This window comes from Nonomuraea sp. NPDC050643 (genome assembly GCF_040654715.1).
Taxonomy (GTDB): Bacteria; Actinomycetota; Actinomycetes; order Streptosporangiales; family Streptosporangiaceae; genus Nonomuraea.
This window is the reverse complement of record NZ_JBFAIM010000012.1, coordinates 85,008-100,040: the sequence shown is the minus strand read 5'-3', so window position 1 is coordinate 100,040 and position 15,033 is coordinate 85,008. Positions and strand designations below refer to the sequence as shown.

Below are 15,033 nucleotides of genomic sequence, written 5' to 3'. Positions count from 1 at the left end.
TGCACAAAGTCAGCGGGGTACGGTTGCGTCATGCATCGCATCACCTTGCTCGGCAAGCCCGGCTGTCACTTGTGTGACGACGCCCGCGAGGTCATCTCCAGGGTCGCGGGCGAGCTCGGCGTGCCGTGGGAGGAGGTCAGCATCGAGACCTCCGACGAGCTCAGGGAGAAATACTGGGAGATGATCCCGGTCACGCTGATCGACGGCGTGCAGCACGACTTCTGGCGGGTGGACGAGAGCAGGCTGAGGGCCGCGCTCAGTAGTTGACCGTCGGCAGCGGCACCACCTTCGCCGCGTTGACGTTGAGCTCGATGACGTTGGTGGCCAGCACCATCGACTGCCGCTCGTTGACGAACCGCTCCACGTGCGGCTGGCGCTGGTGGTCGCGGTAGGCGACCTCGTCGCGGTAGAGCTCGTAGACGATGCGCTGCAGCGGTGCCGACTTCACCGCGTGGCAGGCGTAGACGAGCGTGTCGGGCTCGCCCCGGCGCACGGCCTCGACGGTCGCCTCGGCCAGCCGGTCGAACGCGTCGCCGGCGCCGTCCATGATCGTGAAGACCGTGAGCAGGCCGTAGATGGTGGGCAGGGGCTTGCCGCCCCCGGGCTGCGGCTGCGCGGGGGCGAACAGCTCCGCGCCGGGGAAGATCGCGCCGGTGCCCGGCGCGGCGAAGTCGGGGCGCTGCTGGGCCGGGGCGCCGTTCATGATGTAGCCGGTCGAGGGGCCCGCGTCGGGCGGTGGCGACATGCGCGCGGCGTAGTCGATCTCCTGGTCGCCCGCCCGGTATTCGGCCACCAGGTCGCCCAGCCCCGGGGACCGGCGCGGCGGCGCGGGCGGCAGGTCGGCGGCCGGCACCGGCTCGGGCATGCCCCTGCGGCCCGGCTGAGGCACCTCGTCGCGGAACATCGGCCGCTCCCCCTGGGGCATGCCCGGAGGCATGCCGTGCGGCCCCCCTGGAGGCATCTGACGCTCGTCGAGGGCCATCGGCCGCTCCTCGCGGTGCTGCGCACGCTCGTCGCGGCGCTGAGAGCGCTCGTCACGCCTTGAGGAGCGCTCGTCGCGGTCCGGCTCGAAGTCGTCCTCGTCGTCGTCCTCGTACGGCGCCAGCGGCCGCAGCACGGTGTACCAGACCGCGGCCCCCGCCACCGCCAGCAGCGCCGTGGTGAACAACGGCGCCACCGCGAACCTCATCGCGCCCACGAGCGCGATCCCCGAGGGGACGATGACCGCGGTCGCGTGCAGGTTGTCGGTGTCGTACTCGTCGCCGTTGCGCCACTTGAGCCCGGCCACCACCAGCATCGCCAGCATGATCACCACGTCGATGGCGTGCACGCCGACCAGCAGCTTGTCGGGGACGAGGTTCCAGTGCTTCGCCGCGGTGGGCAGCACCTTGGCCATGTCGTCGGTCTTCAGCGGATCCCAGACCATGATCACGAGGGCCACGATGGTCAGCGCGATGCCGAACAGCCACGCCAGGAACCTGGGCGGCGCCTTCTCCGACAGCAGTTGCACCAGCCCGACGGCCAGCCAGAGCGGCGCCAGCAACGATCCTGTCACCTGGTAGATCCGGAACGTGACGGAGCCGAACCCCATGAGGTAGCCGACGCCGATCACACCCAGTGAGACGCACACTGCCGCCACTGCAACGGTCCAGGCGACCAGCCACCCCTCGGGGTCGTCGCGCAGGCGTTGGATCAGGGCACCGGCGGCGACTGCGGCCAGGACCGCACCGGCGAATGCGAGGACAGCAACGAGGATCTCCATGGTGACTCCAATGCTGCCGGACTATGCCTCCCAGCCGGTAGCCGAAGAGGGAACAGGTCGGTCCAAACGGTATCTGCCGATTACGCCAAGTCATGCCAGCAAGCTGTGGATTGTGGAATTTCCGGTTGATTTCTAGAGTGTTCGAGCACGCCGCACCCCTTACCCCTAGGGATACCGGATGCCTGACTCGTCACCGTTCGCCGGGCTACTTGCTCCAGCGGTCGCTGGACCTGCCCGGACGGGCGAGCTTGCCGTGCGCGAAGAAGTCCCCGACGACGTCCGTGCGCTGGTGCTGCATGCCAAGAACGGCTGCACGGAATCCTTTGGCACGCTCTATGACCGCTACGTGGACCTGGTCTACCGCTACATCTATTTCCGGGTGGGCTCCCACCCGCTCGCCGAGGACCTCACGAGCGAGACCTTCCTGCGCGCCCTGCGCCGGATCGGTGACTTCACCTGGCAGGGCCGCGACTTCGGGGCCTGGCTCGTGACCATCGCCAGAAACCTCGTGACCGACCACTTCAAGTCCGGCCGCTACCGCCTGGAGATCCCGACGGGAGAGGTGATCGACGTACCTCTCGACGGCTCCCACATCCCTGAGAACGCGGTGGTCACGGCCATCATCAACGACCGGGTGCTGCGGGCCGTCCGAGATCTCAATCCCGAACAGCAGGAATGCGTGGTCCTGCGCTTCCTGCACGGCCTCTCGCTCGCGGAAACCGCGCTGATCATGGGGAAGAAGAGTGGAGCGATCAAAGCGCTGCAGTTCCGTGCCATCAGAGCGCTGGCCAGGGCGCTCAAGCACGATCTGGCGTAACCTCCACCATCCGCCCCTCGTTAGGACAGGTGTCACGGCCGAACGTGTCAGGGAGCTCCCATGAGTAGCGCGCGCCAGCGGCGGGACCGCGTGCTCGAGCAGCTCACGGAGCTCCAGAGCCTGCCTCTCGGCGGCACCCCCGAACAGGCCTTCAAGGACCGGCTGCGCGCCGAGCTCCTCTCCGGCGCGCTCGTCGAGGAGCCGGAGCCGACCCCCTCCAGGCGCGTCCACCGGCGCCGGCCGCTGCTGTCCCAGCTCGCCGCCGTGGGGCTGGCGGGCGCGATGATGGTCTCGTCCTTCGCCACCTACCAGGCCGTGCCCGGCGACTCCCTCTACCCGCTCAAGCGCGCCGCCGAGACCACGCTCGTCCGCCTCAGCACGGACGACGCCGAACGCGGCCGGCGCGAGCTCGACTCGGCCAAGGCCAGGGCCAAGGAGGTCGCCAGCCTGCTCGGCTCCTCCATCGACGGCCCGCTGATCGACAGGACGCTGAAGGACATGGAGGAATCGACCCGGGCCGGCATCAGCCGGCTCGAACGCACCGAGCCCCGCTCGCCGAAGATCAAGAAGTTCGCCAAAGATCAGAAAGAGGCCGTCAAGCCGATGCTCCAGCAGCTCGACGAGGCCCAACTGGCCCAGGCCGAGGGCTACCTCGACTACATCGAGGGTCTGGTTGAGCCCAAGTAAGCTGAAGCCCATGTGGCGGCTTATGCGACGACGACAGGAAATGCAGCCCCAGGCCGCCGGCGAGGCCGCGGCGCAGGCGGCGGTCACCGTCGCGCCGATCGAACCGGTCAAACCGGATGCGCAGGCCGCGGCCTTCTTCGACGTGGACAACACGATGATGCGCGGCGCCTCGATCTACCACTTCGCCAGGGGGCTGGCCACGCGCGGCCTGTTCACGACGTCCGACCTGTTCAAGTTCGCCGTGGGGCAGGCGGTGTTCAGGCTGCGCGGCAACGAGAACCCCGAGCACATCGCGGTGGCCAGGGAGACGGCGCTGGCGTTCGTGGCGGGGGCCAAGGTCGACGACGTCGTACGCCTCGGCGAGGAGATCTACGACGAGGTCATGGCCGACCGCATCTGGAGCGGCACCCGGGCGCTCGCGCAGAGCCACCTGGACGCCGGCCAGCGGGTCTGGCTGGTCACCGCCACGCCCGTCGAGCTGGCCCGGGTCATCGCGCAGCGGCTCGGCCTGACCGGCGCGCTCGGCACGGTCTCCGAGACCAGCAACGGCATCTACACCGGGCGGCTGGTCGGCGACCTGCTCCACGGCCCGGCCAAGGCCGAGGCGGTGCGCGCGCTCGCGCGAAGAGAGGGCCTCGACCTCAGCCGGTGCACCGCCTACAGCGACTCGGCCAACGACCTGCCCATGTTGTCGCTGGTGGGGCAGGCCGTGGCCATCAACCCGGACAGCGAGCTGCGCGAGCACGCCAAGAAGCTCGAGTGGCCGATCAAGGACTTCCGCACGGGGCGCAAGGCCACGATGACGGCGCTGCCCATCGCGGCCGGCGTGGGCGCGGTGGCGGGCGGGGTGGCCGCCGGCATCGCCCTGCGCAGGCACTACCGCGGCCGGACCTGACGTCCGGCCGCGGCGCCCTGACCGGCCGGCCCGCTCGACGCTCTATCGCAGCGCCTTGAAGAGCCGGCCGGCCTCCGGCTGTTTCCACTGGATCCGGTTGTTGTCCTCCGCGTACGGCACCCACGGGACCGCGACGAAGTTCAGCTTGGTGTCCGACAACTGGTTGGCCAGTTCGTACATGGACTCGAGGTCGAGATCCGTCTTCACCGACTCGCTCACCTCGCCGAGGAAGGACTTGAGCCTGCCGGGATCGCCGGCCAGCCCCCGTGACTTCTTCACCAGCGCCATCACGACCTGCTGCTGGCGCTTCATGCGGGCGATGTCCGAGCCGTCACCGTAGCGGCGCAGGCGGGCGTAGCCGAGCGCCGCCTCCCCGCCGAGCACGTTCTTGCCCGCGGGCAGCTTCAGCTTCGAGGCCCGGTCGTCCACCGGCTCCGGCAGGTCGACCTCGACGCCCCCGACCGCGTCCACCAGATCCTTGAACCCGGCGAAGTCCACCTCGACCGTGTGGTGCAGGGTCAGCCCGGTGAGCTTCTCCAGCGTCCTGCGCAGGCACGCGGCCCCGCCGTCCTGGTAGGCCGCGTTGACCATGTCCGTCCTGGCCGGACGGGACCCGCAGCTCACGATCCGCACCATCGTGTCGCGCGACACACTGACCGCGGTGGCCTTGGCCCGGTCCGCGGGCATGTGGACGATGATGATGGTGTCGGACCGCGCACCGGCGTTCCGCCTGGCCGATTCCGGCCCATACTGGGCGTTGCCCTCGCCCTGGCGCGTGTCCGAGCCGATCACCAGCACGTTCCTGGTGCCACTGACGTCCACGGACTCGCCCCCGGCCGCGGGCCCGGCCGCGTTGCGCCCACCGATGATCACGGTGGGCACCGCGACGGCGACGGCGGTGGCCGCGGCCACGAGGCCGGCCGTCCACCAGGCCGTCCACCGGCGTCTCGGACGGCTTCTGAGCAGGCGTTCCCGCTGGCGTACGAGCGTCAGGGGCGGTTCGTGCTCGAGCTCCCCGCCAAGGTCCCGGAGCAGCCTCAGGTCGTCCATCGTCACTCCTCCTCCATCGGGTTGCTGTCGCCGAGAGCGGCACGTACCTTCCGCCTGCCCCTGTTGAGGCGGGAGCGCACGGTGCCGACGGGGATGCCGAGCGCCCGCGCGACCTCCTCGTACGTGAGATCGCCCCAGGCGATCAGCAGCAGGACGTCACGGTCCTTGGCCGGCAGCGCGGCCAGGGCGCCGGCCAGCTCCGCGCGGGCGGCCTGGGCGGTCACCCCGGCCGCCACCCGGTCGGCGGGCGACTCCACCTCGAAGTCGACAGGGGCGCGCAGGAGGGCCCGGTAGCGGGCCGCCTCCTTGCGGTGGTGCCGGGAGATGAGCTTGGTGAGGATGCCGAAGAGCCACGGCCGGGCGTCGGGGTAGGCCAGGTCGTAGCTCCGCCTGCGGGAAAAGGCGACCAGGAACGTCTCTCCGACGAGGTCCTCGGCGGGCTCTGGGCCGAGGCGTTTGGAGACGTACCGGTAGAGCATGGCGGAGTAGCGGTCGAACAGCTCCGCGAACGCCTCTGGTTCCGTCCAGGAGGCGCTCACGAGCTCCGAGTCCGCGCCCCTGATGGCGGGTTGCGTGATCATCTCCGCCCTTCATGTGGGAGATCGGTCACGGATGTCTTGCCACAACCCGCCGTTCGGGTTCAGATCTCCTTGAGCTGGCCGCCGTCGATCACGAACTCGGCGCCGGTCGTGCTGCCCGAACGCGGCGAGGCGAGCAGGACGATCGCGTCGGCGACCTCCTGCGGACGCACGAGCCGCCCGGTGGCGAGCTTCATCATCGCAGGGGCGACCTCGGAGATCACGCTGTCCCGATCGGATCCCGCCAAGGTCGCGAAGACCTCGGCGGCGCCGCCCGGCTTGGTCCACCAGTCGGTGAGCGTCGCGCCGGGCGTGACCGTGTTGACCCTGATGCCCTGCGGGCCGTACTCCTCGGACAGGGACTTGCCGAGGGCGAGCAGGGCCGTCTTGGCGGCGCCGTAGTCCACGTTGATGGCGCCGGGCTGCTTGGCCAGGGTCGAGGAGACGTTCACGATCGCGCCGCCGCCCCGCTCGAGCAGGAGGGGAACGGCGGCGCGGATCATGCGCACGGGCGAGAACAGGTTGAACTCGAACATCGCGCGCCAGTCCGCGTCGCCGGGCGTCATGAACCCGGCCCGCGGCAGCGTCGCCCCGGGCGGCGGGCCGCCGGCGTTGTTGACCAGGACGTCCACCCCGCCGAACTCCTCCACGGCCCGCGCCATCACGCGCGCGGGCGCCTCGGGGTCCATCAGGTCGGCGGCCACGTGCACGACCTTGTCGGGCAGATCGCCCGTACGGCTCCGTGACACGGCCACGACATGGGCGCCCTCCTCGGCCAGCGTGTGGGTGACGGCCAGGCCGATGCCCTTCGTCGCGCCGGTGACGACGGCGACGCGGCCGGAAAGCTGCAGATCCATGGGGTTCCCTTCGGTGTTCGATCGAATCACCGGATGAACACCGCGGGCCCTCTGCCGGTTGCACCCGTCAGAGGAACGGCGGGAAGGCGTGCCCCCTGCGCAGCCGCAGCTCGTTGAGGAGCTGCTGGATGACCTCGCGCACGTGGTCGGTGAGGTTGAAGACCAGCATGGGGTCGTCGGCCGCCGACGGGTCGTAGTCGTCGGTGCGGATCGGCTCGCCGAACTCGATCATCCACTTCGACGGCAGCGGCACCAGGCCGAGCGGCCCGAGCAGCGGGAAGAACGGCGTGATCGGCAGGTAGGGCAGGCCCAGCAGCCTGGCCAGGGACTTCAGGTCGCCGATCTTGGGGTAGATCTCCTCGGCGCCGACGATCGCGGTGGGCACGATCGGCACCCCGGCGCGGATGGCCGAGGCCACGAACCCGCCGCGGCCGAAGCGCTGCAGCTTGTAGCGCTCGGAGAACGGCTTGCCCACGCCCTTGAAGCCCTCGGGGAACACCCCGACGAGCTCGCCCTTGCGCAGCAGCCGGTCGGCGTCCTCGCGGCAGGCCAGGGTGTGGCCGGTCTTGCGGGACAGGTGGCTGAGCAGCGGAAGCTGGTAGACCAGGTCGGCGCCGAGCAGCCGCAGCGGCCGGCCCACCTCGTCGTGCGTGGCCACCTGGAGCATCAGCGCGTCCATCGGCAGCGTGCCCGAGTGGTTGGCGACGATCAGCGCGCCGCTGTCGCCGGGGACGTTCTTCAGCTCGAGCGCCTCCACCCGGAACCAGTGGGTGTAGAGGGGCCGGATCAGCTCGAGCACGACCTTGTCGGTCAGCTCGGCGTCGTAGCCGAACTCGTCGACCTCGTAGTCGCCGGTGACGCGACGGCGGACGAAGGCCAGCAGCCGGGCGACGGGGTCGGGCTCCGGCTCCTCGAACGACGGCGCCGCGCTGATCGGGATCACCCGCGCGTCGTCGTCCTCGTGGGGAGCGGTCACGTTCGCATACCTCCGAGCGGCCGCAGGCCGTGAGAGCGCAGGAAGTCGTCGAAGGCCGCGCCGGTGGTGAACTTGGGCTTCCAGCCGAGCGTGGCCTCCAGCCTGGAGGTGTCGACCGCACGGCCATGGCTCATCAGCCTGAGCTGCTCGGGCGAGTATTCGACCAGCCCCACCCTGCGTACGGCGTTGCCCAGCACCTTGAAGGCGGGCGAGAGCAGCGGCAGCGACGGCCGCCCCGCCCTCCTGGCGCACTGCGACAGCAGCAACACGCCTGCCCCGGCCACGTTGAACGTGCCGGGGTGATCTTCGGTCGCCATCCGGCGCAGCACCTCGACCGCGTCGTCCTCATGGACGAACTGCAGCCGCGGGTCGAAGCCGAGCACGCTCGGCAGCACCGGCTGGGTGAAGTAACGAGTCAGCGGCGAGTCGACGCCCGGACCCATGAAGTTGGCGAAGCGCAGCAGCGACACCGTCACGTCGGGACGACGCCGGGCGAAACCCCGCACGTAGCCCTCGACCTCGGCCGCGTCTTTGGCGTAGCCGTGGCTGGGGCCCTCGTGCGGCTCCAGATCCTCGGTGAACACCGCGGGATCCCGCGGCGAGGAGCCGTAGACGGCGGTGGTGGAGCGCACCACCACGCGCCGCACGGTCGCCGACCGTTGGCAGGCGCCGAGCAGCTGCATGGTGCCGATGACGTTGTGCTCTTTCATGGCGACCCTGCCCCCGCTCCTTGAGGGAGCGCTGACGAGGCTCATGTGCACAACGGTGTCGATGTCCGCGGCCGCGATCACCTGGGCGATGTCGGGGCTGCGCAGATCCACCCGGACGAACTCCGTCCGGCCGAGAGAGATGCCGCCGTCCCGCATGAGCGAGGGGGGCGGCACGGTGTCCACTCCGATGACACGGCTGATGTCCGGGTCTTGCGCCAGAACGCTCGCCACCCGGGCGCCTATGTGGCGCGAGACCCCGGTGACGAGCACGGTGTGGGTCATCAGCGCCTCGCAGCTGCGTCGTCTACTTCTTGTTACGCCGCTGGATGCGCGTCTTCTTGAGCAGCTTGCGGTGCTTCTTCTTAGCCATCCGCTTGCGGCGCTTTTTGATCACAGAGCCCACGGGACCCCCAGGTAACTGATAGCAAGTCTGAACCGGAGTGCGAGCGCACACCGGCTCACAGACTACCGGCGATCTGCGGTAGATCGCCCCTCGGGGGGTGAGAGCCCGGTCGCAAACATCGGCGACCAGGCTTCTCCCGCGACAGCACTCACGACACGATCTGGCGTGTCGCTACGTCAACCTGCCTCGATGTAGGCCTCCCGAAGATAATCGTGTACCGCCTGCTCAGGCACCCTGAACGATCGGCCGACTCGGATCGCCGGCAACTCGCCAGAGTGGACGAGCCGGTACACGGTCATCTTGGACACCCTCATGACCGTCGCCACTTCAGCCACGGTCAGGAACTTCACCTCGCTGAGAGGTCTTTCGCCTGCACCCATCGGACGCCTCTTCCGCACGTGTTTCCGGGTTATCCCCACTGGTGCCATTGCTCACGCACGTGTACTGCCGTCAGCGTAAGTCGGGACTCCGGGTGCGCAAACCCCCTATTTTCTCAGTCGCCGGAGCCGCCTGTCAGCCGAACCAACGAAATCGCTGGCCAGCAGCCGGGCCGAGCACCTCACCTGGACGTTGGAACTGTCCAAGTTGCCATACATAAGAGTCGCTGGAGCCGCATCACAAGTTGGCAAAGGGGCGGCGAGCCTCTTGGAATGCAGGCGCGAAAAGACGGTATGGGGATGACCGAATTAAACTCAAAGGGCGCGTGAGACTTCTGTGACTAGTCTCTCGGTCAGCGGAGCGTAATAGCGCGGTAGCACATTGTCATCAAGTGGCACGACCACCTCAATTTTGCCTTCCGCCTCCCCGAGGAAGAGCCCGGGGTCGTTGCTGTCGGCGAACGCCACCGTCGGCACTCCGGCCTCACCCGCCGCTCCCGCCCACCCGTGGTCGGCGATCACGAGGTCGGGAAGGCCGCCGGCGAGCTCGCCGAGCATGTGCCGCATCGGGGCCGCGTCGTGGGTGTGCACGAAGCCGCCGCGGTCGTCGAGCATGGCGATGTCCTGGAGGTAGCGGATTCTTCTGGGGCGGCCGAAACCCGTCCCCGCGTAGGTCCAGCCCTCGGCGGGCGTCAGCAGCCGCGCGCCGCGGGCGACGCACAGGGCGGCCAGCGGCAGGTGGATGGCCAGCAGGCCGGTGGGGTGCCCGGTGGCGAACAGGACGCGGGGCTCCGGCCGCGACAGCACCCCGGCGACGCGCTCGGCCATGGCGTCGATGGCGTCGATCGTCAGGTCGGGGTCGATGGTGTCCTGGCCCCAGCGGTGGCCGGGGTCGGAGACCACGCCGGCCGACTTGGCCATCAGCGCCAGGATGTCGCGGTAGGGCCACGGCTGCTCGAACGTCAGGCCCAGCGCGTAGTACGGGTCACCGTTGGCCAGCGAACTGTAGTGGTCAAGGTTGTTCTCGCGGGGGGTCGCGACGTCGCCGGCGATGCGGCTGTGGACTAGGTGCTCTCGGAGTTGGTCGCGGCTCAGCACAGCTTCTTTCCTCGTTAGGGCATCGGATCGAGGCCGTGCAGGGGGAACACCGCGTGCCGGGTCGCCATGACCGCACGGTCAATGGGGTCCGCTGGGTCATAACCACCGGACAAGTCCTGAAATTCCGGATTGCGGCCGTCCGTCATGGTGAGCGGCGGGGTCTCGCCCGTGCGCTCCATCACGAAATGCCGCCAGCCCTCGGGCGTCGGCGTGGCGGGATCGACGGGGTGGCCCGCCGCCTCGGCGATGAGGTGGGTCCACGCCCGCGGCACCACCTGGACCAGCTCGTAGCCGCCCCCGCCGGTCGCGATCCACCGGCCGCCGGCCGTCTGGTGGGCCAGGCGGTGCAGGGCGGCGTAGGCGGCCCGCTGGCCGTCGAGGCTGAGCATCAGGTTGGCCAGGGGGTCGAGCGCGTGGCTGTCGCAGCCGTGCTGGGTCACCAGGATCTCCGGCCCGAACTCGCGCAGCAGCGGCGGCACGACCGCGTGGAAGGCCCGCAGCCAGCCCGCGTCGCCGCAGCCGGCCGGGAGGGCGACGTTGACGGCCGAGCCGTCGGCGCCGGTCTCCTCGGGGAAGCCCGTGCCCGGGAACAGCGTGCGCGGGCTCTCGTGCAGGCTGATCGTCAGGACCCTGGGGTCGTCGTAGAACATCGCCTGCACGCCGTCGCCGTGGTGGACGTCCACGTCCACGTACGCGACGCGCCCCACGCCCTGCTCGAGCAGCCACGCGATGGCCAGCGCCGGATCGTTGTAGACGCAGAACCCGCTGGCCGTGGCGGGCATCGCGTGGTGCAGCCCGCCCGCGACGTTGAGCGCGTGCTCGGCCGAGCCCTCCCACACCGAGCGGGCGGCGGCCAGCGAGGCGCCGGCGATGAGCGCGGAGGCCTCGTGGACGCCGCTGAACGCGGGGTTGTCCACCGTGCCGAGCCCCGCGCCGAGATCGGGCCGCCCGCTGGCCGACACGCGTTTGACGGCCTCGATGTAGTCGCGCTTGTGGACCATGGCCAGCTCGTCGTCGGTCGCGGGCGCGCAGGCCGCGATCTCCACCTTGTCGAGGACGCCGAGCTCGCGGGCGAGCGCCATCGTGAGCTCCACACGCACGGGCGCCAGTGGATGGCTCGGGCCGAAATTGTAGGAGGTGAGAGCGTCGTCCCAGATCACCCGTGCCGACCGGCTCATGCCAACCCCTTCACTGCCTCGCCTGCGCCGACGTTACCGCAGCGCGGACCCCTCGTTGTAGCCCGGGTTCAGGGAGGCAAGCAAGACGGAAAACCTACCGGCAATACCGACATTTCTTGACTTAGGGTTTCAGCGTGCGCCCGGGGCCAGCCCTTCTCAGACTCGCGCGATTCTTCCGGCGTCCCAAGGTCTTCGACCGGACGCTGCTGATCGTGCTCGCCTTCCCCGCACTCGTCGGCGGGATCGCCGTGTACCTCTCGGGCCACCCGGAGACGACGGTCGGCGCGGCACACTACCTGGCGGGCCTCGTGTGCCTGCTGACGCGGCGCACCCGCCCGGTCCTTACGGTCGCGCTGGTGACGGCCCTCGACGTCTTGGGCCTGGCGACGGGGCTCGTCCAGTCCACCAACGTGCCCATGGTGATCGCCCTCTACAGCGTGGGCCGCTACACCGCCGGCCGCACGACCGCGATCACCACGGCGGCCGTCGCCGTCGTCTACGCCACCACCATGCGGCTGACCATGGAGGGCCCGTTCGCCTGGGTCTCGGGCCTGATCTTCATCGGTGTCACGGTCGGCGTGGGCCAGCTCTTCCGCCTCAGGAGCGAGCTGGCCGAGCGCAGCAGGCGCGACGCCACCGACGCCGCGGTCCGCGCCGAGCGGCGGCGCATCGCGCGGGAGCTGCACGACGTGGTGGCGCACCACATCACCGTGATCAACGCGCTGGTCGGCGGCGCTCGGGCCACCCTCCAGCCGGAGCAGGACGTCACGAGGAGCGCGCTGGAGAGCGCCGAGCAGACCGCCAGGCAGGCCATGTCGGAGATGCGCCGCCTGCTCGACGTGCTCAGGGCCGACGGCAACGAGGGGCCCGACGCCGCGACCGGCGTGGGCGCGGAGCGGCTGCCCGCGCTCATCAAGGAGGCCAGGTCCGCGGGGCTGCCCACCAGCCTGACGGTGACGGGTGAGCCCGTCGAGCTGCCCACCGCCGTGAACCACGCCGTCTACCGCATCGTGCAGGAGGCGCTCACCAACACGCGCAAACACGCGGCCAGCGCCAGGGCCAGCGTGCGGCTGGCCTACGAACCGGCCGCCGTGGAGGTCGAGGTGATCGACAATGGCCTGACGAAACAGACGGGGACGCCCGGATTCGGGCTCGGCGGGATGGCCGAGCGGGTCGCGCTGTGCGGCGGCCGGCTCTCCACCGGCCCGCGCCCGGAAGGCGGCTTCCGCGTCCACGCCCGCATCCCCCTGGAGAAGGCATGATCAGGATTCTCCTCGCCGACGACCACAAGCTGGTGCGCACGGGCTTCAAGCTGATGCTCGACGTGCAGCCCGACATGAAGGTGGTCGGCGAGGCGGCCGACGGCGACGAGGCGGTGGACCTGAGCCGGCGGCTGCGGCCCGACGTGGTGCTGATGGACCTGCACATGCCGGGCCTCGACGGGGTGGGCGCGACCGAGCGGATCACCGCCGAGCTGCCGGAGGTGCGGGTGCTCGCGCTGAGCACGTTCGACCTGGACGAGAACGTGGTGGCGGCGCTGCGGGCGGGCGCGGACGGGTTCCTGCCCAAGGACGTCTCCCCCGAGGAGCTGATCGAGGGCGTACGCGTGGTGCACCGCGGCGACGCGGCCGTCGCGCCGCGCCTGCTGACCCGCCTGATCGGCACGTTCGTACGAGCCGGGACCCGCCCGCGCCAGGCGCCCGCCGCGCTGACCGGGCTCACGGACCGGGAGCGGGAGATCCTCGTGCTGATCGCCCGCGGCAGGTCCAACCCGGAGATCGCCACCGAGCTGTCGGTCTCCCCCTCCACCGTGAAGAACCACGTGACGAGCCTGTTCGCCAAGATCGGCGCCAGGGACCGGGCGCAGGCCGTGATCGTCGCCTACGAGGCGGCCCTGATCCACCCAGGAGAGTAGGACCAGGGTCCTACCGCCCCTCGCCGGAAACGGTTCCCCAGCAGGAAGAAACCGCGGGCCGGCGACGCCACGCTGGGATCATGACCGCGATCCGAGCTGCGAACCTGAGCAAGCGCTACGGCGGCACCGTCGCCGTGGCGGACCTGTCGTTCGATGTCGAACCCGGTCAGGTGACCGGGTTCCTGGGCCCGAACGGCGCCGGCAAGTCGACCACCATGCGCATGATCCTCGGGCTCGACCGGCCGTCGGGGGGCTCGGTGCTCGTGGACGGGCGGCCGTACGAGGAGTTGCGGCATCCGCTGCGCAAGGTGGGCGCGTTGCTGGACGCCAAGGCCGTGCACGGGGGCCGCAACGCGCGCAACCACCTGCTGGCCATCGCGCAGAGCAACGGCATCCCCGCCGCCCGCGTGGGCGAGGTGCTGGAGCTGGTGGGCCTGCGGGAGGTGGCCGGGCGGCGGGTCGGCGGGTTCTCGCTGGGCATGTCGCAGCGGCTGGGCATCGCCGCCGCGCTGCTGGGCGACCCGGAGATCCTGCTGTTCGACGAGCCGGTCAACGGGCTCGACCCCGACGGCATCCTGTGGATCCGCACGCTCATGCGCAAGCTGGCGGCCGAAGGGCGCACGGTGTTCGTCTCCAGCCACCTGATGAGCGAGATGGCGCAGACCGCCGACCATCTGATCGTGATCGGCAAGGGCCGGCTCATCGCCGACACGAGCGTGCAGGAGTTCATCGGGCGCAGCTCGCAGGGCTACGTACGCGTCCGCTCGCCCCGGCTGGCCGAGGTCGCCGACCTGGTCAAGGTGGGCGAGCTGCACCCCGACCACCTGCGCGTGACCGCGATGAACACCCTCGAGATCGGCACCATCACCGCGCGGGCCGGGATCCCGCTGGAGGAGCTGACGTTCGTGCGGCCCTCGCTCGAAGCGGCCTACATGGAGCTCACCAAGGACAGCCTGGAGTTCTCATCATGATCGACATTTTCCGGTCCGAATGGACCAAGCTGCGCTCGGTCCGCTCGACACTGTGGACCCTGGGCGTCACCGCGCTGCTCATGATCGGCATCAGCGCGCTCCTGACGGCCTCGGCCACGAACTCGGCCGACGGGCCCGTCCCCGCGGACCAGGGCATCATGCTGAGCCTGATGGGGGTCAAGTTCGCGTCCCTGTCCATGGCCACGCTGGGCGTGCTGGTGATCTCCAGCGAATACCGCACGGGCGGCATCCGCACGTCGCTGATGGCCGTGCCCAGGCGGATCAACCTGCTGACCGGCAAGGCCGTGGTGTTCACGGGGGTGTCCCTGGTCGTCTCCACGCTCGCGGCGGCGGCCTCGGTCGCGACCGGCCTGATGATCATGAAGCCCACGTCGATCGGGTGGGCCGAGACCGCGCAGGTGGTGGCCGGGGCCGGGCTCTACCTGACCGTCTGCGGCCTGTTCGGGCTGGGCCTGGGCACGCTGATCCGGCACACGCCCGGCGCGATCGTCACCGCCATCGCCCTGATGATGGTGCTGCCCCAGCTCACGAGCGCGCTGCCGGGTCAGTGGGGCAAGACCGTCTCCGACTACTTCACCACCAACGCGGGAGAGCTGGTGGTGATCCCCAGAGACTCCAGTTCCCTGGGGCCCTGGGACGGGCTGGCCGTCTACTTCGCCTGGGTCGCCGTCGCCCTCATCGCGGGGGCGGTGCTCCTGAAACGGCGCGACGCCTGACAGCGGGGCCGCGCCTTCGAAG

Annotated in this window: 18 protein-coding genes; 8 read left to right on the top strand and 10 right to left on the bottom strand. The window is 70.1% G+C overall.

The annotated features are described in order from the left end of the window. Positions 1-30: 30 nt before the first annotated feature. Entirely contained in the window at positions 31-267 is a 237-nt protein-coding gene (locus tag AB0I15_RS17825; RefSeq protein WP_358096023.1) for a glutaredoxin family protein, read from the top strand. Here the strand turns inward: AB0I15_RS17825 and AB0I15_RS17820 are convergent. Then, complete coding sequence (locus tag AB0I15_RS17820) at positions 257-1,762, bottom strand: antibiotic biosynthesis monooxygenase (protein ID WP_358096020.1); 1,506 nt, start codon at positions 1,760-1,762, stop codon at positions 257-259. The two genes, AB0I15_RS17825 and AB0I15_RS17820, sit on opposite strands and share 11 nt — an antisense overlap. Positions 1,763-2,015: 253 nt before the next feature. Here AB0I15_RS17820 and AB0I15_RS17815 point away from each other — a divergent pair, with 253 nt between their 5' ends. Genes AB0I15_RS17815 through AB0I15_RS17805 form a run of 3 tightly spaced genes read left to right on the top strand, consistent with a single transcriptional unit; the run spans position 2,016 to position 4,161 of the window. Further along, the gene (locus AB0I15_RS17815) at positions 2,016-2,579 is read left to right on the top strand and encodes a sigma-70 family RNA polymerase sigma factor (protein ID WP_358096017.1); all 564 of its coding nucleotides are present in this window, start codon (positions 2,016-2,018) and stop codon (positions 2,577-2,579) included. A gap of 60 nt (positions 2,580-2,639) precedes the next feature. Then, positions 2,640-3,266, top strand: a complete 627-nt coding sequence (locus AB0I15_RS17810; RefSeq protein WP_358096014.1) for a DUF5667 domain-containing protein — start codon at positions 2,640-2,642, stop codon at positions 3,264-3,266. 40 nt (positions 3,267-3,306) lie between these two features. Then, positions 3,307-4,161, top strand: coding sequence for an HAD-IB family hydrolase (locus tag AB0I15_RS17805; protein WP_358096011.1), 855 nt, complete (start codon positions 3,307-3,309; stop codon positions 4,159-4,161). 42 nt (positions 4,162-4,203) lie between these two features. Here AB0I15_RS17805 and AB0I15_RS17800 read toward each other — a convergent pair whose 3' ends face one another. The 9 genes from AB0I15_RS17800 to AB0I15_RS17760 all read right to left on the bottom strand — a co-directional run bounded on the left by AB0I15_RS17800 (position 4,204) and on the right by AB0I15_RS17760 (position 11,388). Beyond that, positions 4,204-5,211 carry an LCP family protein gene (locus AB0I15_RS17800; RefSeq protein WP_358096009.1) on the bottom strand — a complete coding sequence of 336 codons (1,008 nt, stop codon included), beginning with the start codon at positions 5,209-5,211 and terminating at the stop codon, positions 4,204-4,206. A gap of 2 nt (positions 5,212-5,213) precedes the next feature. Then, positions 5,214-5,792, bottom strand: coding sequence for an RNA polymerase sigma factor (locus AB0I15_RS17795; protein WP_358096006.1), 579 nt, complete (start codon positions 5,790-5,792; stop codon positions 5,214-5,216). Positions 5,793-5,851: 59 nt separating this feature from the next. Then, positions 5,852-6,646 (bottom strand): SDR family oxidoreductase, encoded by a 795-nt coding sequence (locus AB0I15_RS17790; RefSeq protein WP_358096003.1) that lies wholly within the window; start codon positions 6,644-6,646, stop codon positions 5,852-5,854. Positions 6,647-6,713: 67 nt separating this feature from the next. Next, positions 6,714-7,622 carry a lysophospholipid acyltransferase family protein gene (locus tag AB0I15_RS17785; protein ID WP_358096000.1) on the bottom strand — a complete coding sequence of 303 codons (909 nt, stop codon included), beginning with the start codon at positions 7,620-7,622 and terminating at the stop codon, positions 6,714-6,716. Next, positions 7,619-8,614, bottom strand: a complete 996-nt coding sequence (locus tag AB0I15_RS17780) for an NAD-dependent epimerase/dehydratase family protein (protein WP_358095997.1) — start codon at positions 8,612-8,614, stop codon at positions 7,619-7,621. Before AB0I15_RS17780 ends, AB0I15_RS17785 begins: the two co-directional genes overlap by 4 nt. Before the next feature lie 22 nt (positions 8,615-8,636). After that, on the bottom strand, positions 8,637-8,735 hold the full coding sequence (locus tag AB0I15_RS17775; RefSeq protein WP_018654693.1) for an AURKAIP1/COX24 domain-containing protein: 99 nt from the start codon (positions 8,733-8,735) through the stop codon (positions 8,637-8,639). A gap of 176 nt (positions 8,736-8,911) precedes the next feature. Further along, complete coding sequence (locus AB0I15_RS17770; RefSeq protein ID WP_026214222.1) at positions 8,912-9,115, bottom strand: helix-turn-helix domain-containing protein; 204 nt, start codon at positions 9,113-9,115, stop codon at positions 8,912-8,914. A gap of 312 nt (positions 9,116-9,427) precedes the next feature. Continuing rightward, the gene (locus AB0I15_RS17765; protein ID WP_358095994.1) at positions 9,428-10,210 is read right to left on the bottom strand and encodes a phosphatase; all 783 of its coding nucleotides are present in this window, start codon (positions 10,208-10,210) and stop codon (positions 9,428-9,430) included. 14 nt (positions 10,211-10,224) lie between these two features. After that, a complete protein-coding gene (locus tag AB0I15_RS17760; RefSeq protein WP_358095992.1) occupies positions 10,225-11,388 on the bottom strand; it encodes an acetoin utilization protein AcuC in 1,164 nt (387 codons plus the stop codon). 134 nt (positions 11,389-11,522) lie between these two features. Here AB0I15_RS17760 and AB0I15_RS17755 point away from each other — a divergent pair, with 134 nt between their 5' ends. From AB0I15_RS17755 to AB0I15_RS17740, 4 genes are all read left to right on the top strand, one after another. Then, positions 11,523-12,650, top strand: a complete 1,128-nt coding sequence (locus AB0I15_RS17755) for a histidine kinase (protein WP_358095989.1) — start codon at positions 11,523-11,525, stop codon at positions 12,648-12,650. Further along, on the top strand, positions 12,647-13,303 hold the full coding sequence (locus tag AB0I15_RS17750) for a response regulator transcription factor (protein WP_358095986.1): 657 nt from the start codon (positions 12,647-12,649) through the stop codon (positions 13,301-13,303). The genes AB0I15_RS17755 and AB0I15_RS17750 overlap by 4 nt, the downstream gene beginning before the upstream one ends. A gap of 80 nt (positions 13,304-13,383) precedes the next feature. Continuing rightward, on the top strand, positions 13,384-14,274 hold the full coding sequence (locus AB0I15_RS17745; protein WP_358095983.1) for an ABC transporter ATP-binding protein: 891 nt from the start codon (positions 13,384-13,386) through the stop codon (positions 14,272-14,274). Then, complete coding sequence (locus AB0I15_RS17740) at positions 14,271-15,011, top strand: ABC transporter permease (protein ID WP_358095980.1); 741 nt, start codon at positions 14,271-14,273, stop codon at positions 15,009-15,011. The genes AB0I15_RS17745 and AB0I15_RS17740 overlap by 4 nt, the downstream gene beginning before the upstream one ends. Positions 15,012-15,033 lie beyond the last annotated feature (22 nt).